Origin of the sequence: Desulfitobacterium sp. THU1 (genome assembly GCF_038181555.1) — a bacterium.
Taxonomy (GTDB): Bacteria; Bacillota; Desulfitobacteriia; order Desulfitobacteriales; family Desulfitobacteriaceae; genus Desulfitobacterium.
This window is the reverse complement of sequence record NZ_JBBWUA010000025.1, coordinates 19,576-40,920: the sequence shown is the minus strand read 5'-3', so window position 1 is coordinate 40,920 and position 21,345 is coordinate 19,576. Positions and strand designations below refer to the sequence as shown.

Below are 21,345 nucleotides of genomic sequence, written 5' to 3'. Positions count from 1 at the left end.
CACCTCTTAACCAGTTTATGCGTCGTCTGGAAAACTAAGACTTGTTTTAGCACTAACTAGGGTCAGGCATGTTTCCTGCCGCTCGACCCGCTCGGTAACCCATGGCAAAGGCCGCCTGAAGATTATAGCCTCCTGTTACTCCATCTACATCCACCACTTCCCCAGCCCAGTAAAGGCCCTGAATCTTTTTTGAGGCCATGGTCTTGGGATCTATCTCTTTAACATCCACCCCTCCTGCGGTGACAATAGCTGCCGCTAATGGCAAGGTTTCCTTGATGGTGAGAGGAAGTTCTTGTAGTAGCTGTACCAAACGCTTCCTTTCTTCTCGGTTAATACTATTAACCACCCGGTCTGGTGCAATCTCGACTAATTGAATAATTACTGGAATTAAGCTCTTCGGGAGAATTTCTTCGAGAGAGTTCTTGAATTGCTTATTAATATATTTTTTGAAATCTCTTTGGATCCTTTGATCTAATTGTTCTGGAGATAAAGCAGGCTTAAGGTTGATTGTTAACTGTACCTTCTGTCCGTGTGCTAAGGCCTCTCCCGCCCATCTACTTAAAGTAAGAATGATCGGTCCGGATACACCGAAATGTGTAAAAAGCATCTCGCCAAATTCAGATTTTTGTTTTTTCCCTCCGCACCACAGACTGGCTTCCACATTCCGCAAAGAAAGTCCTTGAACTTCCTTCACCCAATCTTCGTAGGTTCTTAAAGGAACAAGGGAAGGACGGGGTTGGATTACTTTATGTCCTACCTTTTGTGCCATCCGATACCCATCTCCAGTAGAACCGGTGCCCGGATAGGACCCTCCCCCAGCGCAGACAATCACAGATTTTCCTTCCATGACCTGACCATTATTTAAGCGAACTCCACGAACGACCCCCTCTTTTATGAGAATCTCGTCCACTGTTCGCTCAGTTGCCAATTCGACACCGGCATCCATGATATATTTTAGCAGAGCTTCAACAACCTGCTCAGCGTCATCAGAAATAGGAAAAACCCTTCCTCCCCGCTCAACTTTGGTTTCGACCCCATAATAAGATAAAAATTCTCTGAGCTTAATATTATCAAATTCTCGTAAAATTCCGTGGAGGAAACGGCCATTGCCGGGATAATTTTGAATAAAATCCCCGACGTTCTCAGCATTGGTCAGATTGCAACGTCCCTTTCCCGAAATAGCTATTTTCCTTCCGGGACGTTCCTTTTTCTCTAATAGCAAAACCTCAGCACCGGCTAAAGCTGCTTGCCCGGCAGCCATGAGGCCTGCAGCCCCAGCTCCGATCACAATTACACGTTCTTTGCTCATTTTACATCCTTTCACAAATCGCAATGATCATATTTTAGCATAACCTTCGCCCGAATAGAAATCAACTCACCACACAACCCACTTATCCTTGCCGCAGAAATTCTGCAAAACTTTGAGATTGGAATGCTCTTATGTTATATTAGGTCTAGTTTAAGATTTAGGGGGAATCACCATGGAGCTCGATCAAAAAACAACATTATTGATAAAAATCTCAGCAGCTGCTGCAACCAATGCCTTAGCCAGTCTGCGCTCTGCTATTACGGATGCTAAAGCCCTAGGGGTAAGCAATGAAATACTGCGTCAAACTGTTGAGTTGGCTTTAGAAATCCAACAACAACCTCTTTCCCATACTCGGCATTTAACGGATCAACTCCTGAGAGAACCCGTAAAGAAAAAGGCCGCAAGCCATGATGGAGCTTCATCTCCCCTTCACGTTCATGGGCCAAGCTGTGGATGCGGTCATCACCATCATCATAAAAATTGATTCAAGATGTAGAAAAACACGGTTTAGCCGTGTTTTTCTGTTTTAGGAGAAATGATACTATCGCTATGAGAAGAAGCGCATGCAATGCACAAGGGCGGTTCAGTGTTATCAAATACCTGCTTCCCACAACGAACACAATGCTTAGGGCTACCCTTATGAAGAAGTATTTTCCCCGTAAAGTGACGATGAGATAATTTCTTTTTAGCAAAATCTAAAGCCTTTGGGTTGCAAATGTTGACGCAACGTCGACAGCGCACACATTTATATGGCTCGTAGATTATAGATAGCTCATCCCCATCCTCTTTTTTCGTAAGAGCAGCCTGTGGACAGATCGCCACACAAACCCCGCAGCTCGTACAAGCATCCTTCACTTGTAAAGCAGGCAAGGGAATTTTGTCCTGTGAACGCGCCGACATCTGCCTAACCAACAATTCCCTAGTCCGGGGGATGGAGTATGCTTCATCGGCAGTTAGCCCAGGCAAAATGTTCTCGAGTTTCTCCCAACCCTTTTTTCTCCAGCCCTTTTTTTCCGTTGCTTTAGTTTTAGAGAGGGATGCTTGCTTTACATTGGATGAGGTAGATGCGTCTCCTACCGGCTGGTCAGGGCTGACTTTGATCAAGATCGGAGGATGATCTGGCCAATCCTCGTGAACCTCTTTGAAAATTTTGACACTTAAGGCGCAAGCCTTCTTATCCGGGCATTCCACACATTTACCTGTATGAATTGTAATCTTTCTTTCCTTGGCCAACTGTATTAAAGTAAGCCACAAATCATGATCAATAATCCCTAGACAAGATATCTCAAATCCTAAGGATGAAGCTTCTGGACAATTTAAAATGATATCTCCATCCGTTTCCTCAATGTATTGGTGGAGTAAATCAGCATTTCGGTCCACCATGCCATCACTAGGACAGACAGCCATACAGACTCCACATTCTGTGCATCTTTTACCGTCGATTTCTCGATATTCGGATATGGCTTGATGAGGACAAGCATCAATACACAAACGGCAAGGCTTAGCATAGGGTCTTTTTGTATTTAAGCAGTTTTTATGGTGATACACCATTTGACATGTGTTTAACATAGCTTACACCTCTTTGAGCTGCATAATCTATTATCCAAAGCTTTATATCACAGACAATGTTTTAATTCCACTTTAGCTATCAATCTCTCTATCTATAAAGCTCATCTAATAAGACAGGCTTTATAATAAGTATAAGCTTTTTCATAAAGAAAAGAAAGGACAGAGCATAGATGCCCTGTCCTCATTCTTTTTTGGCCTAGCTAAAGTTGTCATATTCTATCGTGTTGATAATACTGTTACTCGACAACTGAATTATTGTGCTCATCGAATCCTTTTAGAATTTCTTGCTCGACTCCAGTGAGATGAGCAAGCATAAAGTCCTTTGCTTCTTGAGAATCCTTTTTCACGATGGCATCATAGATTTTTTTGTGTTCTTGAAAAAGCAGCGCAGGGGTATACTTTCCTTCATATAACTTAGAGCGACTTGTCTTGAGCACATACTTCATAAGATCAGAGATTGTATCCATGAGTCGAATCATTATCTTATTCTTTGTTGCTCTTGTAATAGCATAATGAAAGCGATGGTCTGCAGATCCATCTGAAGACGGCGAACTTAAATCAGCTCGTAACTCATCTAAAGCTGCAGACAGCTCTTTGACATCCTCTGCCTCGGCGCGTTCGGCGGCCATTTCTACGGCCTGAACCTCAAGAATCTTGCGAATTTCCAATAGTTCTATGACAGTTACCTTTTCCATTGTAAGCATCCAAGCTAAGGGGGCAACTACCGATTCTGACCGTAGCTTTCGAACAAATGTCCCTTCACCACTGCGTACCTCGAGCAATCCCATCAGCTCTAAAGCGCTAAGCGCCTCACGAATGGAAGCACGGCTGACTTGCAAACGCTCTACTAAATCCCGTTCCGAGGGCAATCGATCACCCGGCTTAAGATCTCCCCGAGCGACTAACTCTCTAATCTGCTCGACTATTTCTTCATATATTTTGCGTGTCTTGATTGGTTTAAGCTCCAATTTCAACTCCCCTAACAATTGTCCATCTCTTAATTAAGTTTATCACGAACAACTCCCTATTGAACAGAACTATTTCTGCTAGTTGAAATAAATCACTTAATATAATCAGAAACAGGCAAATAAAAACTGATCGCCTATAAGAAAGGGATCAGCTAAAAATCAGATGACTCTATACCTCATTACTAGAGTAATATCTCAACAAACGCTCTTCAACTCCAGCTAAGTGCTCGAGCATATAGCGACGGGCATCTTCATCATTTTGCTTGGTTATGGCTTCTAAAATAAACACATGTTCTTTATATAGTCTTTCAGGCGAAACATTCTCTTCATAAAGTCGTACCCTACTGGCTTTTAAGGACTGGTGCATAGTATCCGAAATAGCATTCATAAGACGGAGAAGAATTTTGTTTTTACTGGCACGAGCTACAGCATAGTGGAAACGCATATCAGCTTCTTCCCCCAACCGACCCATCTGCATATCATCTAGCATTGCCTTAAGTGCATCGGCTAATTCACGCAAATCTTCGGGAGCCGCCCTTTTCGCTGCTAAAGCTACGGTTTGCCCTTCCAGCATTTTACGCACTTCCAGCAATTCTATTAGTATATCTTTCTCCATACTCAAGACCCATGCTAACGGGGTTACCACAGAATCCAAATTAACCTCTTTGATAAAAGTCCCTTCACCGCTACGAATTTCTACGAGGCCCATCATTTCAAGGGCACTAAGTGCTTCACGCACGGAAGCGCGACTCACATTGAAACGAACAGCTAAATCTCGCTCGGAGGGCAAACGATCACCAGATTTCAGTTCTCCCTTAATCACGAGTATTCGTATCTGTTCAATGATCTCCTCATATATTTTCTTGGTTTTTATTGGCTTTAAATCCATGTCAACCTCCTTTCTATTCCTATAGAAAGAGATGGGAAGCAGATACCTACTTCCCATGATTTATTAAGACTATTGAATTTAAATATAGCGCATTCGAACAAAATTGTCTACTATATATGCACAATTCAATTATTGAAGAAATGCAGCTGCTTCAGCGATGGTTGGAACCATTCCGGGAACCACATATGCTTGTAGACAGATAATCGCAATTACAGCGACGAGCATTGCCAAAGAGTGCTTAACCGTAAATTTAAAGAGTTCGGACTCACGCCCAACCAAACCGGTAGCAGCAGCAGCCACTGCGATGGATTGTGGCGAGATCATCTTACCGACAACACCACCGGAACTGTTAGCTGCGACAGTGAGGACAGGGTTCATACCAATTTGCTCTGCAGTAACTTGTTGCAGTTTACCAAACAGGGCATTGGCGGAAGTATCAGAACCGGTGAGGAATACACCTAACCACCCTAACACTGGGGAAAGGACAGGGAACAATGCTCCGGTAGAAGCAAAGAAGAGTCCCAAAGTATAAGAAAGACCGGAGTAGTTAGCTAGGTAAGCAAAACCAAGAACTGCAGCGATATTGATGACTGGATAAATCAATTGCTTCAGGGTATCTTTGAAGACTTTAACAGCCTTTGCGGGTTTGATTCCTAGAACGAAACAGCTGATAATTGCAGCGATCAAGATTGCAGTACCGCCAGCAGATAAAAAGTCCCATTTAAAGACAGCATCATAGACCGTTGGTTTAGCAACGATAGGAGCTGCTTTGTAAATCATGCCATCGAGGCCTGGCCAGCTGAACTTAAGCACAAGATGGAGTTTATCAAGGATTAAGCTCTTAAAGCCAGGAAGTCCCCAAATAGTAACCATTGCAGTAAGAATGACGAAGGGAGACCATGCCTTAGCTATTTGTCCACCTGTATATTTCTTAGCAACAGGTTCTTCGACATCTCTCTCATGAGGGAAACGCCAGATTTTTTTAGGTTTCCAAAATCTCAGGAAGACGGTAGTACATACTAAAGAGAACAAAGATGAGATGATGTCTGGTAGATATGCACCAAGGGTGTTAGAAGACCACCATTGGGCAACTGCGAAGGAAATCCCGGTTACGAGAATGGCAGGCATAACTTCTTTGGCAGATTTCCAACCAGCCATCAAAATAACAAGGTAAAGAGGAATAATAACAGAAATGAAAGGAAGTTGTCGACCAACGGCTTGGGAAATAACGAAGTCACCCATACCGGTAACAGCACCTGCAGCGATGATTGGAGCTCCGATAGCACCGAAGGCAACTGGAGCTGTATTAGCAATCAAGCAAAGTCCGGCAGCTTTAATAGGATCAAAGCCAAGACCGATAAGCAGCGCACCAGTGATCGCAACAGGAGCACCAAAACCAGCCGCACCTTCAAGGAAAGCTCCAAAACAGAAAGCAACGATAAGCGCTTGGAGACGGCGGTCATTCGATATGGATGCGATAGAGCTCTTAATAATTTCGAATTGTCCGGATTCTACGGTTAAATTGTATAAGTACACAGCGGTCACTACGATCCAAGCAATAGGCCAAAGCCCATAAAGCATACCATATGCTGTAGCAGAAAGAGCGAGGGTCACTGGCATTTTATATACTATAATTACGTCCACAATGGTAATGGCAAGGGCAGATAATCCTGCAACATACCCTTTCATCCCTTTTACGGCTAAAGCCCAAAATAAAAATACGATTGGAATAGAAACAGCTAGTGCAGTTAAGCCAAGGCTACCACCAAGTGCTGCGTAATCCTGAGTCCATGGCATGTGAGTTTCCACCTTTCAGAAAAATGTGTGTTTTTTTAATTTGATTTAAATTCTAAGTTTTTTAAGTGTTTTTAATTTTCTGTCTAGCCCCCTTATAGTAGTATGGTCAGGCCATAAAATTGGCCAATAAAATGCCGGATCAGTTTTTGAACGAGATGATCCGAGCACCAACTAATTGTATGTTAATTTCGCAACATTTGCAATAGAAAAACGAAAATAAGAATAAGTTCACGTATAACGTCGAAATTTAGATTATCAAGAATTCATCTATTATGCTTAGAAGCAGTAAGAAGGAAGCGTTCTCCACTTCCTTCTTACTGCTTTATTGTTTATTTTTTTTAAATATTTGTAATATTATGCATTCCAATTATGGCCCTGCCGCAATGGTAGGAATCATCCCTGGAACCACATAAGCCTGCAGGGTAACTATAATACATACCGCAACCAACAGGATCAACGAGTGCTTGAAGGTAAATCGCAAAAGCTCCGATTCCCTACCGACTAGAGATGTAGCGGCAGCGGCTACCGCAATAGATTGAGGAGAAATCATTTTACCTACAACTCCACCCGAGCTATTAGCTGCAACCGTTAATACCGGGTTGACGCCCACCTGCTCGGCTGTAACCTGTTGTAGTTTACCAAACAAGGCATTGGCGGAGGTGTCTGAACCAGTAAGGAACACAGCTACCCATCCTAAAACAGGGGACAAGACGGGGAACAAAGCCCCTGTGGAGGCAAAGAGGAGACCTAAGGTATAGGATAGACCAGAGTAATTGGCTAAATAAGCAAAACCGAGAACCGCGGCGATATTAATAACCGCAAAGATTAATTGCTTGACAGTCTTAACAAACACTCCCAAAGCTCTACTTGGGCTAACCCCGAGAATAAACATGGTGATAATCGCGGCGATCAAAATGCCAGTACCAGCAGCAGAGAACCAGTCCCATTTAAAAGCTGCTGCATAGACCGTTGGCTTAGCCACAATAGGAGTTGCCTTATACACTAAGCCATCAAGTCCTGGCCAATGCTTAATATTCAAAACAAGTCCTGCATTGGTGGCCCAGGTCTTGAAAGCAGGTGTTCCCCAGATTGCAACTATGACGGTAAGAATAGCAAAGGGAGACCAGGCTTTGATAACCTGTCCGGCAGTGAACTTCTGCTGAACAACCTTTTGCTCATTTCCTTTTTCATGAGGAAAGCGCCAAATATTTTTCGGTTTCCAGGCGCGCAGGAAGAAAGTCAAAACAATTAATGAGAACAAAGATGATATGATATCCGGCAAATAAGCTCCCAGATAGTTCGACGACCACCACTGGGCCACTGCAAAGGTTAAACCTGCAACCAAAGCTGCCGGGAGAACCTCCATAGCTCCTTTCCATCCTGACATTAAGATCACCAGATACAAAGGAATGATGATTGACAAGAAAGGAAGTTGGCGTCCAATAGCTTGGGAAATAATAAAATCTCCCATGCCAGTGACCGCACCTGCTGCAATGACCGGTGCCCCAATGGCTCCGAAAGCAACCGGTGCCGTATTGGCAATTAAGCAAATTCCAGCAGCATAAACTGGATTAAATCCCAAACCGATGAGAATGGAAGCTGTGATCGCCACCGGAGCACCGAATCCCGCTGCTCCTTCTAAAAATGCTCCGAAGCAAAAGGCCACCAATAAAGCTTGAATCCTTCGATCATTAGATATGGAGGAAATAGAACCTTTAATGACTTCAAATTGGCCCGCCTCAACAGTTAAATTGTATAAGAACACCGACGTTACAACGATCCAGGAGATAGGCCAAATTCCATAGAGAATTCCATAGAGGCTTGCAGAAAGGGCGATAGAAATGGGCATTTTGTACACGAGGACGACGACAACGATGGTGATCAGAAGCGTCAACATCCCCGCAATGTGCCCTTTCATTCGTTTAATGGCAAGCGCCCAGAGGAGAAAAAATATAGGGATAGATACAACTAAAGCAGTAAGGGCTATACTTCCTCCCAATGCAGAATAATTCTGAGTCCAAGGCATGAAATAATTCCACCTTTCTTTTTAGAGATGCATCTTTTGACGAGATATGCTCGAAGGTTATTATTAGCATTTCTTGAGAAATTATCATACCTTTCTATATAAAATCTAAACATACCATGTGGCACAACATAACACGTGGCACACCAAAAAATAAACCCAGCACTTTAGGCTGGGTTCATGGTTTATATCACTGAAAACGCAACTCCGCTTTTTTGATTTCCTCTTGAATGTGCTGACTTACTCGAAAGAATAGTCGCTCCACATCGAGTCGATGTATCTGCAAGTTCTCTGGGCTCAAAAACTCAATCTTGCGAAATTCTTGCTTGACGACAAGCGGTAACAGATCATCTAGATTTTCTATTCTTAAGGTCAAGATAACTGGTGCATAGGCAACCTCACGTTTACGCCGACCATCGGATTCATTGACGATATACAAATCAAGGCTTAGATCAATATCCTCTAAAAATATTCCTTGCAAGGGTACATTTCTTAACAAGGCCACTTCTTGCTCGCGAACTTGCTCGGCAATCTCCTCTCTGCTCTTTCCGCCGAATATAAAACGACCGCTTTTCCCTTCGCCTCGAAAATCCAAGCGGATTCTAACACGAATATGTTCGGTGAGTTCCTCATTCCCAATACGAATCTTCATTTTTCATCTCCTCGTTCAGTTCTAGATTGTTTATTCGGCAATGTTTTCAGATTCTCCTTCTCTTCTTGGTGTTAAGCACTCTTTTTCACTGAATGAAGTCTTTTGCAATGGATATACTAACAAAAATTATTAAGGGGGATAAAAATGTCTAGAACGATTCTTGCAATATTCAAGGGACCTCAGCAAACCAAAGAAGCCGTAGAAGAAATCCAAGGCGAGTCTTTAGCGAATAGCTATATTTCTGTTATAGTCCGGGCAAACTCTCTCCATCAAGGAGATTTTCACGAAGAGATTGCCAATGAGCTGGCCTTCGCTCCCGCAGAAATTAACTTCGACCGTTTTAACGCTTGGCTGGTTCAAGCTCCTCCCATGGATATCCCGAATCTTGGGGAATGCGTGGTTGCAGGCCCCTTGGCCAATGACCTTCTGCATCGTCCCCATGGGCAAGGCTTAGTTGAAGCTTTGTTAAGCTACGGATTAAATCCTGAACGGGCGCGCCATTATGAGCATGAAGTCAGAACCGGCCATTTTCTCGTCGTAATCACCACTGATCAAGAAAAAGTTAATTCCGTAGCAAATGCCCTCCAAAAGTTTGGTGGACGTGACATTGAAAAATGGAATAAGGAGCTGGACCACCCCTTACATATGCCCCATTAGTGTTTCACTTTTAGCCTATGAAATACAAGCACAATGGACCCCTAACGGGGTCCTTATTTTAGTTCTACTTCTTGACGTAATTTCTGGACTTCCAGTGGTGTTAAGGAGCGAAAATTCCCCGGTGCCATCTGCTCCTCAAGCCCAAGAGGACCAAAGCGAATCCGTTTTAAAGAAATCAAAGGATACCCGATCGCTTTGAACATCCGTCTGACTTGGCGATTCCGACCTTCATGGATGGTAATCTCATAGCAAGGGCGAAGATCTTGTCCCATCTGAACAACTTCTCGCACCCTGGCTGGAGCAGTTTTCCCGTCTTCTAAGTCAACTCCTGTTTCTAGTCGTTGCCTCGCTTGCTTAGGAATCCGCTCACGCACCTCAACCCGATAGGTCTTCTCCACCCCATAAGAGGGGTGCATTAAGCGGTGAGCCAGTTCTCCATCGTTGGTTAGAACAAGCAATCCCGACGTGTCGTAATCCAAGCGTCCTACAGGGTATACCCGCCGAGGAATTCCCTGCATCAGGTCCATGACCGTTTTTCTCCCTTGGGGATCTGTGACGCTGGTGATATAACCGGTGGGTTTGTGTAATAGATAGTAGTCATATTTCTTTGGGGGCATTTTAAGCAGGTTACCATCCACTACTATCTGATCGTCGGGACTTACCTTGGTGCCCAAGGTCCGAATGACCTCACCATTCACTTGAACCCGCCCCTGCTGGATGATCTCCTCCGCATGCCGTCGCGAAGCAAGCCCTGCCTGTGCTAAAACCTTTTGCAATCGTTCACCCGGTTCTTTCTTCTTATCTTTCAATCCAACCGCTCCTAAAATCACAACTCTAACCTTTTAATTCTTACCTAATCTTTTATAGACACCAGGACCCACCTTTGGAAAGCTCTCTTCGATCCGTTTCCAGAACTCCTCCCCTCTGGAATGGGGGAGGGCGACAACGTAATCCCCAGGTAGAGTATGTAAATCCAACCAAGCCTGCTCATCGTCAGGACTGATTAGTCGATAACCATAACGTTGGGCATAATACAGGGTCATCGGCGGAGAATCGCTTAAAATCAACACGCTCTCCTTTTTGGTATGCTCACGAATCCATTCAGCTTGAGTGAGAACTTGTTCATTCCATAGATATTTTGGCCTGTAGTTAGTATACTGGCTGGTCAAAAGCAAACAAACAATTAGCACTCCAACTCCAATGGTTGGAGCCTGTTCTCCTCCATCGAGGGCAACGCCCGCCAGCAAAGCAATCGGCAAGGCTATCGGAATAAGATAATAATCCAAGGGAATCCTCAGGCAAATCACGCCCAGATAAACACTGCAAACTACTGCCCATAAAATCATGGCAAGATGCACGTTATTCTTTAAGCTTTCCTTACGAATCATGATGACCAACCCCATCAGGGACAAAAGAGTCGGGAAACCTAATCCTCTCTTTAGATTCATAAACAGATTTTGCCCATAATTATTCTGGTCACCCATGACCTGAAAGGACATAATTCCCGATACAAATTGACTGCTCTCCCCTGCCCCCATGTGAACCCAACTATAGTATAGCACAGGAAGAATTAATGATAAGGCACTATATGTTAACATTTTTTTTATCTCCCGCAAAGGGTAAAAGCCAAGCAGTAAAGCCACGGGTAAAATCATCAGTTGGGGCAGCTTAGCCAAAATCGCTCCCGACATGAGTAGGGAAGCTCCAAGCAAACAAATAAAGGAAGGTTTCTTTCGCCAATGCATCACAGCGATTAAAGCCCAGATGCTGAACGCCTGAGCCACAGGCTCTGGCATCACTGTCCTGCCATAATAGGTGGTTAAAGGCATAATGGCATAGAAGACAGCTGCCCATAGCCCTGCGCGAAATGAGAAGGTCTGCTTGCCAAATTGGTAGACCCCAATCATAGTAAGTATAGAAAAGCAGATTGCCCATAGTCTCCCCCAAAGGTCATTCCAACCAAAGATTGTCCAGGTCCATGCCAGAAGGTAGGGCAAGAAAGGAAATTCTAATTCCACGGGCTGCGGGCCGACCCCATTATAGTTAAGCGTAGGAAAAAGGACATCAGGAAAATCTCCCAGATGTCCCAGCATATTCGTTGCCATGCTCGCCGTGTCGGCCTGGCGCCAACCCTGATCATCCAAATACGGATTCTCAATTCCTTGAAGACGTAGCAAGACCCCCACAACTAGAATGAGAACCAAAAGTCCCTTTACTCTCTGACCCATTCCACCCAACCCCATGTTTCCTTCTTCAGACGGATGATTAACGAGAAGTATCCCCCAATCGTTGCCAAGATTTTCATCTTGCTCCTCCCTTGTTTCTTTTCATAATGCAGATCAAACGGAATCTCCCTGATATCACGACAATAGTTCACCACTTTTACTAAAAGCTCCACCATGCCGGCAAAGCTACGACTTTCAATAAGTTCCTCACCATAAATCAAATAGGTGTTTTCTAAGACAGAGGCCCGATAAGCTCGGTAGCCACAGGAATAATCCTTAAGGCCCTCAACAGGGAAAAAGCGTCCCATCACTTGTCCTGCGCCCCAAGAGAGCAGCTTTCGCAGGGGATGAAGACCATATTGATTGCCACCAGGCGCGTAACGAGAAGCTACCACCAAATCAGCTCCGAGGTTGATTTGTTCCACCATGAGGGGAATGCGATCCGCAGGATGGGTGTTATCGGCATCCATCGTCAGGATGATATCGTGGTAGTAACCTTTTTCCCACACCAGGCCTTCCTTGGCTAAACTTCTCCGCAAGGTGAAGACCTGTTTAAATCCCGTCATTAAACTACCACCCAACCCCTTGTTTTCTTGATGAGATACCACACGAACCTGGGGGTAGCTGCGGGCATAGTCTTGAGCAAGCTGCAGCGTCTGGTCGGTGCTAGCATCATTGACCACAATAATCTGGGTGGGGATGTTCCGGCAAGCCTCACGTATATCATCAAGCAATATTCTAAGCGCTGCTTCTTCATTGTAAGCGGGTAAGACGACAAAAAGCATACCAAGGCCTCCTTATCCTCCTTAGTATGCTCAAGGAATCACTTAATAAAACATCTTATGGACAATCCAAAGGGAAGCAACCAATCCAGTCAGGTCAGCCAGAAGGCCCAACTTAAGGGCGTAGCGATATTTCTTAATACCTACCGAACCAAAGTAGACAGTTAAAACGAAAAATGTAGTATCAGTGCTGCCTTGTAGTGTGGAAGCCAGGCGGCCAATGAAGGAGTCCGGACCATATTGATTGATTAGCTGGGTCGCAACTCCTAAAGCACCTGAACCACTCAAAGGTCGCATTACTGCTAAGGGTATGATTGCGGTCAGCTCTGTATCTAAGCCAAAAAATATAAAGACAGGCTGCAGCAGCCGAGCTAGAATCTCTAATGCCCCTGAATCAACGAAAATACGGATGGATACTAGCATGCCCACGAGAAAGGGCAAAATGCGAATTGCCGTTCTAAAGCCTTCTTCTGCCCCTGTGACAAAGGACTCATAGACCGGAACCTTGCGAAAATAAGCCGCTAGAGGAATGATCAGCAACAAGCATGGAATTGCCCAACGGGAGATCTCGGCAATGAAACTCATGATTTTGACCTCCGTCGTATCAGATAATCGGCTATGATTGCCAAAGTCATGGCACATCCTGTAGCAACAATAGTAGGACCGATAATCTCTGTGGGATTGACGGATTGAGCTTTCATGCGTATCGCTATGATTGTCGCCGGGACCAACGTGATACAAGAGGTGTTTAAAGCGAGAAATGTTATCATGGCTGGGCTGGCTGTATCCGGATGAGGGTTTTCCTTCTGCAACTCCTGCATAGCTTTGAGACCAAACGGCGTAGCTGCATTACCTAATCCCAAAATATTAGCACTTAAATTCATGATTATTGCGCCAAGTGCCGGACTGTCCTCGCGAAGTGTCGGGAATAGCCTACGAATCGCCGGCCCAAAAAAACGGGCCAGGGCTTTTATAAAGCCCGCATCTTCTGCAAGCTTCATAAGTCCCAGCCATAAACTCATGACACCGATGAGTCCGAAAGCCGTCTCGACACCTAATTCTGCAGCTGCCATGGCCGACTCCGTAACAACATCAATCCGCCCATTGAGGGCGGCCACGATTATGCCTGTAGCAAGCATGAACAACCAGATGGCATTAACCATGTCCTCCCCCCCTTGTCTAATTTTATGACAGAGGCTGGGGGTTTAGACCTTGACACATTTATCTCTATAATTCGTAAATAACGCCTGAAATCTCTCGATTTCAGGCGTTATCTTGGATACTGTGTTTTCACAAAGGCATGCCAAATTTGGCACTGGTGCAAAATTTGACATGCTCTACTCGTCTTGGAAGCTTGTCTCAATGATCAACAATAATGATATCATCCTTGTCTAAATGATCTTGTGGCTTCTCTTTCTTCATCATGCCTGATATTTTATCCATCAAATTAGGAATTTCATCGAACAAGCGGTCAATAACTACATTGTGATCGATGGGCAGTAGTCGTATTTGGCCATGGCCGACAACTAGGAAACCAACCGGTTGAACGGATACCCCGGCACCGCTACCGCCACCGAAGGGAAATGCCGTCGGTTTATCTTTCTTATCCCCTTCATCCTTATCCCCTTCCGGAGGAACAAATTCACTACCCCCTGCCGCAAATCCACAACATACCCTGGATACCGGAATAATCACCGAACCATCAGGAGATTCAACAGGATCACCGATAATCGTATTGACATCTACCATGGCCTGAATGCTTTCCATTGCACTCTTCATCAATGCTTCAATGGGATGATTCCCCATGTTTATCCACCCCTTAAAATTAATTCAATTATATTTACAATATGGACATTTTCAGGCATTAATATGCATATATTTCACCTTAAAATTCTTCTGAGAACAACCCTCAGCAAGTCCCAGCCTACCAGCATAATATGGGCAATGCGCAAACGAAAGCTACATTGAAGATCACACTGAAAGCCCGGTTTTTTAAATTGGGGCGTTACCATAATTCGGGGTTCTTGAGTGTCTACCGTAATTTGGTTGTACATTCTTGCCAATGAATATCCTAACATCCCCCAGAAGCTGCCCGCTACTAGGGCTGTTGTCGCAGGGTTTTCATGACCATACTCTATCTTCCAATCAAAAGAAGTACAATGAATACCACGATAAAACTTCTTCTTCACCCGCTTAAATTCTATGAGTAAGGAAGGGATATTGGGAAATAGCTCGTAGAGAAAGCCTATCCGCAGATACCGAACTTTCAATGCTTGAAAGCCTACTCGTTTCTCCCCTGTGGGAGCTTTTGTTTCCTGCGTAGTTTCAATGGTTGGTCCATCCTCCCATGCCAATTGGACTGTCGGGATACTCATGTTAAATTTCCACAATCCTCGATAAGCAGAAAGTTCAATTTCAATATTGTCATTTTCTTCATAACGACGATATCGAAAGTCTAACTTTGCTTGCATCCATAGGACCACACCTAACCAGAGTAAGGCTGCAACCAAGAGTGCTAAAATCTGCACGCTAATCCCTCCGAGAATTTTCCTAACAACTTAGGATGCCCCGAAAAGGTATATTTATACTCCGATTTTGAAGGCAAATTAGATTTTTTAGGCTCTACAAAATATCTTCGGTGATTATTTTTGCCCAAGCAAAAAAGGGCAGTCACAACAGAATAGCACATAAGTGACCGCCCCTCAAATCTATTATCTCTCTCGTAAAATCAATCCTCTGTCTGTTCTAAAGTCTTCTCTTCGCAGAATCCCTCTGTGGGCTCTTCAATAAAATCCTCTGATGTCTCTTCTATAGAATCTTCTATGCAATCATCCACCAACCCCTCAGCTAGAGCAACTTCCCTCATACTCTCGAAATTCAACTGCGGCAATTCCTCAATTGATTTAAGACCAAAATGAATGAGAAATTGTTCCGTGGATCCATAAAGAATGGGGCGTCCCGGACCTTCTTTTCGACCCACGTCCTTAACCAAGCCCTTTTCCACTAATGTTGCCAGGGCTCGATCAGATTGCACCCCACGAATAAAGTCTACTTCACCTTTTGTGACCGGTTGTTTATAGGCGATGATGGCTAGCACTTCCAACGCGGCACCCGATAAACCTTGGGCGGGCTGATGATATAAGCTCTCGATAAAAGCTGACATCTCCGGTTTGGTCCCAAGCTTATACCCCCCGTTCACTTCAACAAGATTAACCCCATTGGAGGGGGATGCATAGCGTTGCTTAAGCTCATAAAGTATTTCTGCTATTTCCTTAATGCTCAACTGAAGGATTTCTGCTAAACGCTCCTTGGTCAAGGGATGATCGGCAACAAACAATAGCGCTTCGACTCCCGCAATTTCTCTTTCTCGAAACAACATCATCCTACTCCCCTTCAGTAAACTCCCACGCCTTTTCGGTTGGAAACAAAAAGATCTCCTCATTCTGCGAGCTTTGTTCACAATGAATTTTCCCGGATTTTAATAGCTCGAGCAAGGCCAAAAAGGAGACAATAATCTCCATACGCTTTGTGCCTCGAATCAACTGACTAAAACGAACACCCCGTGGTTGAAGGATGACTCGGCGCAGTACATCATCGACCATCATCTCAATGGGAATCTCGTCCGGTTCAACGGTCCTAATCTCTTCACCTTGCTCCGCCCGTTCAATGATTCGCTGAAAAGCCTGCCATAAAGCGTCAAATTGTACCCCATCAAGGGGGTCAACCACAGGGAATTGGCTACGGATCTCCTCGACATCGACCTCGCGAAAATACCTGAGACCTGAAGAAATCTGGATATCTCCTAAGGTCTCAGCAGCCTGCTTATAAGCCCGGTAAGCTAAGAGCCTTTCCACTAACTCTTGTCTGGGGTCCCCTTCTTCCTCTTCCGGGATATCCCTCACCGGCTTGGGCAACAAATACCGAGACTTAATTTGCAGTAACTGGGCAGCTAAGACTAAAAACTCGCTTGTTACCTCCATATCGAGATCTTCCATTTGCCGAACTGCTTGAATGAATTGATCGGTGATCTTGGCAATAGGAATATCATAGATATCTACTTTTTCTTGTTGAATGAGGTGGAGCAATAGATCCATCGGACCTTGAAATGCCGGTAGCTCCACATAAGGAACGGTGTTCGTGCTATGGTTTATAGAGGCTCCACCGCTCATCTTAGCCCCATCATTTGACGAACTTCTTTCATGGTTTCTCGGGTTTTGTGACGAGCTTGTTCAGCACCCTGATCTAAGACTTTTTCAACCTTACCGGGTTCCTCCCAAAAAGCACGCCGTTCGCGGAATGGGCTCAACAGCTTGTCTAAGTTTTCGGCCAACTGACGTTTACAGGCCACACAACCAATTTTCCCGCCACGACAGTTTCCTTCCACTTCTGCCACTTCGGGTGTATAGATCTGATGAAATCTATAGACCACACAGACTTCAGGGTGCCCCGGGTCATCCTTACGCAAACGAGCCGGATCGGTCACCATCTGTTGAACTTTAGTTTTTATTTCGTCTGTTGACGCTGTTAAAGAAATAGCATTATTATAGCTCTTACTCATTTTCCGCCCATCAACGCCTGGTAAAAGGGGGACTTTGCCGATGAGTGCTTTGGGCTCCGGAAATACCGTACCATAGATATGATTAAACCGCCGTGCGATTTCGCGGCAGAGTTCAACATGGGGAATCTGATCTTCCCCTACCGGTACAGTGTCTGCTTTATACACCAAGATATCCGCTGCCATCAAAAGAGGATAGCCCAAGAATCCATAGGTAGACAGATCCTTCCCTCCATCTTTCCCTAGCTGTTGCATTTGATCTTTATAGGTCGGTACGCGTTCTAACCAGGAAAGAGGGGTAATCATCGACAAAAGTAGATGAAGCTCCGCATGTTCCTGGACATGCGATTGAATGAAAATCGCTGCCTTATCCGGATCGATTCCCACGCTAAGCCAATCTAATGCTATTTCTCGATTCAATGCGCGAAAATCCAAACGATCCTCATAGCCGGTAGTCAACGCATGTTGATCCACAATACCAAAGTAACTCTCATATTCGGATTGTAGCTTGACCCAATTCTGAATCACACTAAGATGGCCAATATGCAAGCTCCCCGTAGGTCGCATGCCGCTAAAAATTCTTCCCTTCACTTATAAAACTCCTTTCAAGGATAAAATATTTTCGTTACCCAACAAAGGGCGAGAGCAAAAACAAAGCCGTGTCACGATAAAAAGCATAAAGTCCAGATACCACTGGATGAAGAACCGCGCCTAAGAAGTTTGTAAAAAGTATTATAACCAAAATAAACATTCCATAAGTCTCCAAGGTGTTCAGCACTTGACTATACTTCCCTGGAACAATCCCTCTTAAGATTGAAAAACCATCTAAAGGCGGGATGGGCAGCAAATTAAACACGCCCAGGCCTAAATTCATAACAACCACAGACATGAATAGTTGAGAGATAACGTTTGACCAAGATGAATCTTCTAGGAATGACAAGGTAATAATCCAAAGGAACATCGCTACAAAGGCAACCACAAGATTGGCCAAGGGGCCGGCCATCGATACAAGTATTCTCCCTCGTTCTCTATTTCCTTTAAAATAATGAGGTTGTGTCTGTACCGGTTTAGCCCAGCCAAAAGAATAGAGAACCGCCATCAGGGTTCCAAAGATGTCTAAATGAACAAAAGGATTCATGGTAAGTCGCCCTTGACTCCTTGGAGTCGGATCCCCCAAACGATCAGCAACCCAGGCATGGGCGTATTCGTGAAAGGCGAATCCAATAAGTAAGGCGGGTATGTTGGCAATAATCGTCGTGAAATTGAACACTGTTGTTCCCCCTTAGGTCTATTTGGAAGGGTTATGCTTATGAATCCCAGCGACAAAATTTCTTTCATCTTCCTCGCTGTTAATTTCGCCCTCTAACCAAGCAGAGCGGATGAGTCTGAGGATACGTCCAACCTCTGGTCCTTCTTTAACCCCCCAACGGAGCAACATCCCTCCATCCACCTTCTGTTTTATTAACTCTACAGCTTCATAATATCTTTGAAGCAAATCACGAAACCGCTCATCAAGCATCAATACTTCTAAAATGTCCTTCGGCAGACCTGCTAAGTAATGATCCAAATCTATCAAAGCAATCTTATCGTTTGCATAAGTAGCACCTTCCGGTGAGTCAGTTCCACCCTTTAGGGCCGAAAGTCCTGTCATGACCTCAAAAAACTTTTGCGTAAGCCCTTTGAATTCCTTGGACAAACGAAGCTTTTGTTGAACACTCTCGAACTGGGATAAGTCCATCTCGCGAAGGCAGATCAACCATTTCTTCGTCGGGGAAACTTCCTTATTTAGCACAGGATGGGTAAAATCCCATGGAAGCTCAGACTCAAACCAATCCTTAAGTACTCCCATCTGAAGCAGGGACTGCCCCATCACCCCAAATCTCAATTCCCGGAGCATATGCATCAATTCTTCTGTAAATCGTTCGCTACTTATTTTTCTTAGAACCCCCGTACTCAAAGCTGTATAAACCCCATCCCGGGTTTCTTTAGCAAGTCGGAAGCCATAGCGTCCGGCAAAACGGAGAGCGCGGAGGATACGGGTGGGATCCTCAATAAAGCTGAGGTGATGCAGAAAACGAATCTCACCCTGTTTAAGATCTCTTAGTCCTCCATAATAATCTACCAATTCACCATAACGCGTAGAATTAATGGCAATAGCCATGGCATTGATTGTAAAGTCGCGACGAAACATATCATCTCTCAGGCGGGATTCTTCAACTTGCGGTAGTGCACCTGGTGAAGCATAATCCTCACGGCGTGAGCGGGCTACATCTAGATGAGCTCCATCCGGAAATTCCAAACGTGCTGTTCCAAATTGTTCATGAAGAATCAATTGACCCTCTGGAAACTGCTGGGCAAGAGCTCGGGCGAAGGCATGTCCATCCCCTTCAATGACTAAATCTAGGTCTTGTGTGGGTACCTTGAGAAGCAGATCTCGGACAAAGCCTCCGACAACAAATACCGAATATCCTAACTCATCGCCAACCCGTTGGGCTGCCCGCAAGAGATTGAGGATTCGTCCCGGTAACTCCGAGAATAATTGCAAAATGTCTTCAGTCATAGCTAAGCTACGATTCCGAGTCAATGACATTTCTGTAGGAACCGCACACCCATGTACGATGCGCAGAATATCCGAGCGTGAAACGATTCCCGCAAGTTTTCCGTCTTCCAGAACCGGCACTCTGCCGATATCATGCAAGACCATGGTTTTTTGCACATCTTCCCAGCTGTCGTTGGCATCCACCACAATGACTTCTTTTGTCATAAAACCTTTGACCGGTGCATGTTCCAGACCGTGTTTAAGGGCTTTATCCACATCGCGACGAGAAATAATCCCGACTAACTTATCATCTTGTGCTACTGGCACTCCTGTATGCCCATATCTGAGGAGAATTTGCTCTACTTCGCTAAGCCTCATTTCAGGGGAAACTGTTTTTACCGGATAGCTCATAATGTCCTTCACCCGATCAATTCGAGGGGTTAAATGCTCCAGTTCATGCTTAAGGCGCTCTAGAATTTCTGCCACAGAAGAATTTTTTATGGTTGCCGAAGCTGCACGCGGGTGTCCAGCTCCACCAAAGGCCTGGGTGATGCGATTAACCTCTATACCTCGGCCACGGGAACGTCCTACCAGATAGACACGGTTTTCCATATAGACCACTAAAAACAAGGTCTCTGACCCTTCCATTTCCCCAACACGATGAGCCAGAAGGGCGAGTCCTCCCACATATTCCTCGCTTTTTGCCCAAGAAATATAAGCAGGCTGTCCATGAAAATCTAAGGTTTCTCCATGATCCAACAATTGATGCAGGAGTTCTTTTTGCTCTTCAATTAAAGGCTTGCGAAGATATTCTGCTACAACACCCAAATTTGCACCTTGCTCGAGGAGATAGGCAACTGCTTTGATATCACGCACAGTCGTGCTCTCAAAAAGCAAACTTCCCGTGTCCTCATAGATTCCTAAAGCAAAAAGAGTCGCTTCAAAAGCGCTGAGTCGGAGATTTAGATTATTAATTTCCTCAACGATCAAGGTTGTACAGGCGCCAATACTTTCGATATACATCCCTTCCACAAGGAGCCCCTGGTAGGGATGGTGATCATAGATTATAAGGGGGATATGATCCAGCATCCCCTCTCCCTTCAGCCCCGCAGCTCGTTGCAAGTCATGAGTATCCACAAGCACAATCTGTTGCACCTTACTCCAGTCTACATCTTTCGCACGCCAAAATAGCAGACTGTCTTTGGCTAAAGCAATAAAGTCTTGAACATAAGGATTGGATTTTCCGTCCACAACCATGACACTGTCCGGAAAAATCTTTTGGGCGGCCACCATGGAAGCCAAGGCATCAAAATCCATCTGGCGATGGCTAAGAATCACTTTCATTGTGTACTTCCTTATATTTCGTTTCTAAAAAACAAT

Annotated in this window: 21 protein-coding genes; 2 read left to right on the top strand and 19 right to left on the bottom strand. The window is 44.7% G+C overall.

All coding sequences use genetic code 11. The features are described 5' to 3' along the window. Window positions 1-52: 52 nt before the first annotated feature. Window positions 53-1,309, bottom strand: a complete 1,257-nt coding sequence (locus AAC978_RS14915; protein WP_341548860.1) for a BaiN/RdsA family NAD(P)/FAD-dependent oxidoreductase — start codon at window positions 1,307-1,309, stop codon at window positions 53-55. Window positions 1,310-1,481: 172 nt separating this feature from the next. On the opposite strand from AAC978_RS14915, the gene AAC978_RS14910 reads away from it, so the two are divergent. Then, complete coding sequence (locus tag AAC978_RS14910; protein WP_341548859.1) at window positions 1,482-1,793, top strand: hypothetical protein; 312 nt, start codon at window positions 1,482-1,484, stop codon at window positions 1,791-1,793. Window positions 1,794-1,816: 23 nt separating this feature from the next. On the opposite strand, the gene AAC978_RS14905 is transcribed toward AAC978_RS14910, so the two are convergent. The 6 genes from AAC978_RS14905 to AAC978_RS14880 form a co-directional block, all read right to left on the bottom strand. Beyond that, entirely contained in the window at window positions 1,817-2,878 is a 1,062-nt protein-coding gene (locus tag AAC978_RS14905; RefSeq protein WP_341548858.1) for a 4Fe-4S binding protein, read from the bottom strand. 236 nt (window positions 2,879-3,114) lie between these two features. Next, complete coding sequence (locus AAC978_RS14900) at window positions 3,115-3,846, bottom strand: FadR/GntR family transcriptional regulator (RefSeq protein ID WP_341548857.1); 732 nt, start codon at window positions 3,844-3,846, stop codon at window positions 3,115-3,117. Between the two features lie 169 nt (window positions 3,847-4,015). Then, window positions 4,016-4,735 (bottom strand): FadR/GntR family transcriptional regulator, encoded by a 720-nt coding sequence (locus AAC978_RS14895; RefSeq protein WP_341548856.1) that lies wholly within the window; start codon window positions 4,733-4,735, stop codon window positions 4,016-4,018. Between the two features lie 129 nt (window positions 4,736-4,864). Further along, the gene (locus AAC978_RS14890; RefSeq protein ID WP_341548855.1) at window positions 4,865-6,532 is read right to left on the bottom strand and encodes an L-lactate permease; all 1,668 of its coding nucleotides are present in this window, start codon (window positions 6,530-6,532) and stop codon (window positions 4,865-4,867) included. Window positions 6,533-6,899: 367 nt separating this feature from the next. Further along, window positions 6,900-8,558 (bottom strand): L-lactate permease, encoded by a 1,659-nt coding sequence (locus tag AAC978_RS14885; protein WP_341548854.1) that lies wholly within the window; start codon window positions 8,556-8,558, stop codon window positions 6,900-6,902. A gap of 187 nt (window positions 8,559-8,745) precedes the next feature. Next, a complete protein-coding gene (locus AAC978_RS14880) occupies window positions 8,746-9,207 on the bottom strand; it encodes a hypothetical protein (RefSeq protein ID WP_341548853.1) in 462 nt (153 codons plus the stop codon). A gap of 144 nt (window positions 9,208-9,351) precedes the next feature. On the opposite strand from AAC978_RS14880, the gene AAC978_RS14875 reads away from it, so the two are divergent. Next, window positions 9,352-9,864, top strand: coding sequence for a hypothetical protein (locus AAC978_RS14875; RefSeq protein WP_341548852.1), 513 nt, complete (start codon window positions 9,352-9,354; stop codon window positions 9,862-9,864). Between the two features lie 53 nt (window positions 9,865-9,917). Here the strand turns inward: AAC978_RS14875 and AAC978_RS14870 are convergent, their stop codons facing one another. The 12 genes from AAC978_RS14870 to AAC978_RS14815 all read right to left on the bottom strand — a co-directional run bounded on the left by AAC978_RS14870 (window position 9,918) and on the right by AAC978_RS14815 (window position 21,309). Continuing rightward, a complete protein-coding gene (locus AAC978_RS14870) occupies window positions 9,918-10,673 on the bottom strand; it encodes a pseudouridine synthase (RefSeq protein ID WP_341548851.1) in 756 nt (251 codons plus the stop codon). Window positions 10,674-10,706: 33 nt separating this feature from the next. Further along, on the bottom strand, window positions 10,707-12,107 hold the full coding sequence (locus AAC978_RS14865; RefSeq protein WP_341548850.1) for a glycosyltransferase family 39 protein: 1,401 nt from the start codon (window positions 12,105-12,107) through the stop codon (window positions 10,707-10,709). Continuing rightward, window positions 12,077-12,874, bottom strand: a complete 798-nt coding sequence (locus tag AAC978_RS14860) for a glycosyltransferase (RefSeq protein WP_341548849.1) — start codon at window positions 12,872-12,874, stop codon at window positions 12,077-12,079. Before AAC978_RS14860 ends, AAC978_RS14865 begins: the two co-directional genes overlap by 31 nt. Window positions 12,875-12,916: 42 nt before the next feature. After that, complete coding sequence (locus AAC978_RS14855) at window positions 12,917-13,456, bottom strand: spore maturation protein (RefSeq protein ID WP_341548848.1); 540 nt, start codon at window positions 13,454-13,456, stop codon at window positions 12,917-12,919. Further along, window positions 13,453-14,034, bottom strand: coding sequence for a nucleoside recognition domain-containing protein (locus AAC978_RS14850; RefSeq protein WP_341548847.1), 582 nt, complete (start codon window positions 14,032-14,034; stop codon window positions 13,453-13,455). Before AAC978_RS14850 ends, AAC978_RS14855 begins: the two co-directional genes overlap by 4 nt. A gap of 196 nt (window positions 14,035-14,230) precedes the next feature. Then, window positions 14,231-14,677, bottom strand: coding sequence for a GerW family sporulation protein (gene ytfJ, locus AAC978_RS14845; protein WP_341548846.1), 447 nt, complete (start codon window positions 14,675-14,677; stop codon window positions 14,231-14,233). Window positions 14,678-14,751: 74 nt separating this feature from the next. Next, on the bottom strand, window positions 14,752-15,399 hold the full coding sequence (locus AAC978_RS14840) for a DUF2953 domain-containing protein (protein WP_341548845.1): 648 nt from the start codon (window positions 15,397-15,399) through the stop codon (window positions 14,752-14,754). A gap of 200 nt (window positions 15,400-15,599) precedes the next feature. Beyond that, on the bottom strand, window positions 15,600-16,250 hold the full coding sequence (scpB, locus tag AAC978_RS14835) for an SMC-Scp complex subunit ScpB (protein WP_341548868.1): 651 nt from the start codon (window positions 16,248-16,250) through the stop codon (window positions 15,600-15,602). A 4-nt stretch (window positions 16,251-16,254) separates the two neighbouring features. Further along, entirely contained in the window at window positions 16,255-17,040 is a 786-nt protein-coding gene (locus AAC978_RS14830) for a segregation and condensation protein A (RefSeq protein ID WP_341548844.1), read from the bottom strand. Then, on the bottom strand, window positions 17,037-18,017 hold the full coding sequence (gene trpS / locus AAC978_RS14825; protein WP_341548843.1) for a tryptophan--tRNA ligase: 981 nt from the start codon (window positions 18,015-18,017) through the stop codon (window positions 17,037-17,039). Before trpS ends, AAC978_RS14830 begins: the two co-directional genes overlap by 4 nt. 34 nt (window positions 18,018-18,051) lie before the next feature. Next, on the bottom strand, window positions 18,052-18,696 hold the full coding sequence (locus AAC978_RS14820) for a site-2 protease family protein (protein WP_341548842.1): 645 nt from the start codon (window positions 18,694-18,696) through the stop codon (window positions 18,052-18,054). 18 nt (window positions 18,697-18,714) lie between these two features. Beyond that, window positions 18,715-21,309 (bottom strand): CBS domain-containing protein, encoded by a 2,595-nt coding sequence (locus AAC978_RS14815; RefSeq protein ID WP_341548841.1) that lies wholly within the window; start codon window positions 21,307-21,309, stop codon window positions 18,715-18,717. Window positions 21,310-21,345: the final 36 nt, after the last annotated feature.

Excerpts from the sequence above, each read along its gene's own strand:
- scpB (WP_341548868.1), bottom strand. The coding sequence starts at position 16,250 with ATGTTGTTTCGAGAAAGAGAAATTGCGGGAGTCGAAGCGCTATTGTTT.
- AAC978_RS14830 (WP_341548844.1), bottom strand. The coding sequence starts at position 17,040 with ATGAGCGGTGGAGCCTCTATAAACCATAGCACGAACACCGTTCCTTAT.
- AAC978_RS14855 (WP_341548848.1), bottom strand. The coding sequence starts at position 13,456 with ATGAGTTTCATTGCCGAGATCTCCCGTTGGGCAATTCCATGCTTGTTG.
- AAC978_RS14875 (WP_341548852.1), top strand. The coding sequence starts at position 9,352 with ATGTCTAGAACGATTCTTGCAATATTCAAGGGACCTCAGCAAACCAAA.
- AAC978_RS14905 (WP_341548858.1), bottom strand. The coding sequence starts at position 2,878 with ATGTTAAACACATGTCAAATGGTGTATCACCATAAAAACTGCTTAAAT.
- AAC978_RS14850 (WP_341548847.1), bottom strand. The coding sequence starts at position 14,034 with ATGGTTAATGCCATCTGGTTGTTCATGCTTGCTACAGGCATAATCGTG.
- AAC978_RS14895 (WP_341548856.1), bottom strand. The coding sequence starts at position 4,735 with ATGGATTTAAAGCCAATAAAAACCAAGAAAATATATGAGGAGATCATT.
- AAC978_RS14860 (WP_341548849.1), bottom strand. The coding sequence starts at position 12,874 with ATGCTTTTTGTCGTCTTACCCGCTTACAATGAAGAAGCAGCGCTTAGA.
- ytfJ (WP_341548846.1), bottom strand. The coding sequence starts at position 14,677 with ATGGGGAATCATCCCATTGAAGCATTGATGAAGAGTGCAATGGAAAGC.
- AAC978_RS14885 (WP_341548854.1), bottom strand. The coding sequence starts at position 8,558 with ATGCCTTGGACTCAGAATTATTCTGCATTGGGAGGAAGTATAGCCCTT.
- AAC978_RS14865 (WP_341548850.1), bottom strand. The coding sequence starts at position 12,107 with ATGGGGTTGGGTGGAATGGGTCAGAGAGTAAAGGGACTTTTGGTTCTC.
- AAC978_RS14880 (WP_341548853.1), bottom strand. The coding sequence starts at position 9,207 with ATGAAGATTCGTATTGGGAATGAGGAACTCACCGAACATATTCGTGTT.
- AAC978_RS14815 (WP_341548841.1), bottom strand. The coding sequence starts at position 21,309 with ATGAAAGTGATTCTTAGCCATCGCCAGATGGATTTTGATGCCTTGGCT.
- AAC978_RS14910 (WP_341548859.1), top strand. The coding sequence starts at position 1,482 with ATGGAGCTCGATCAAAAAACAACATTATTGATAAAAATCTCAGCAGCT.
- AAC978_RS14915 (WP_341548860.1), bottom strand. The coding sequence starts at position 1,309 with ATGAGCAAAGAACGTGTAATTGTGATCGGAGCTGGGGCTGCAGGCCTC.
- AAC978_RS14890 (WP_341548855.1), bottom strand. The coding sequence starts at position 6,532 with ATGCCATGGACTCAGGATTACGCAGCACTTGGTGGTAGCCTTGGCTTA.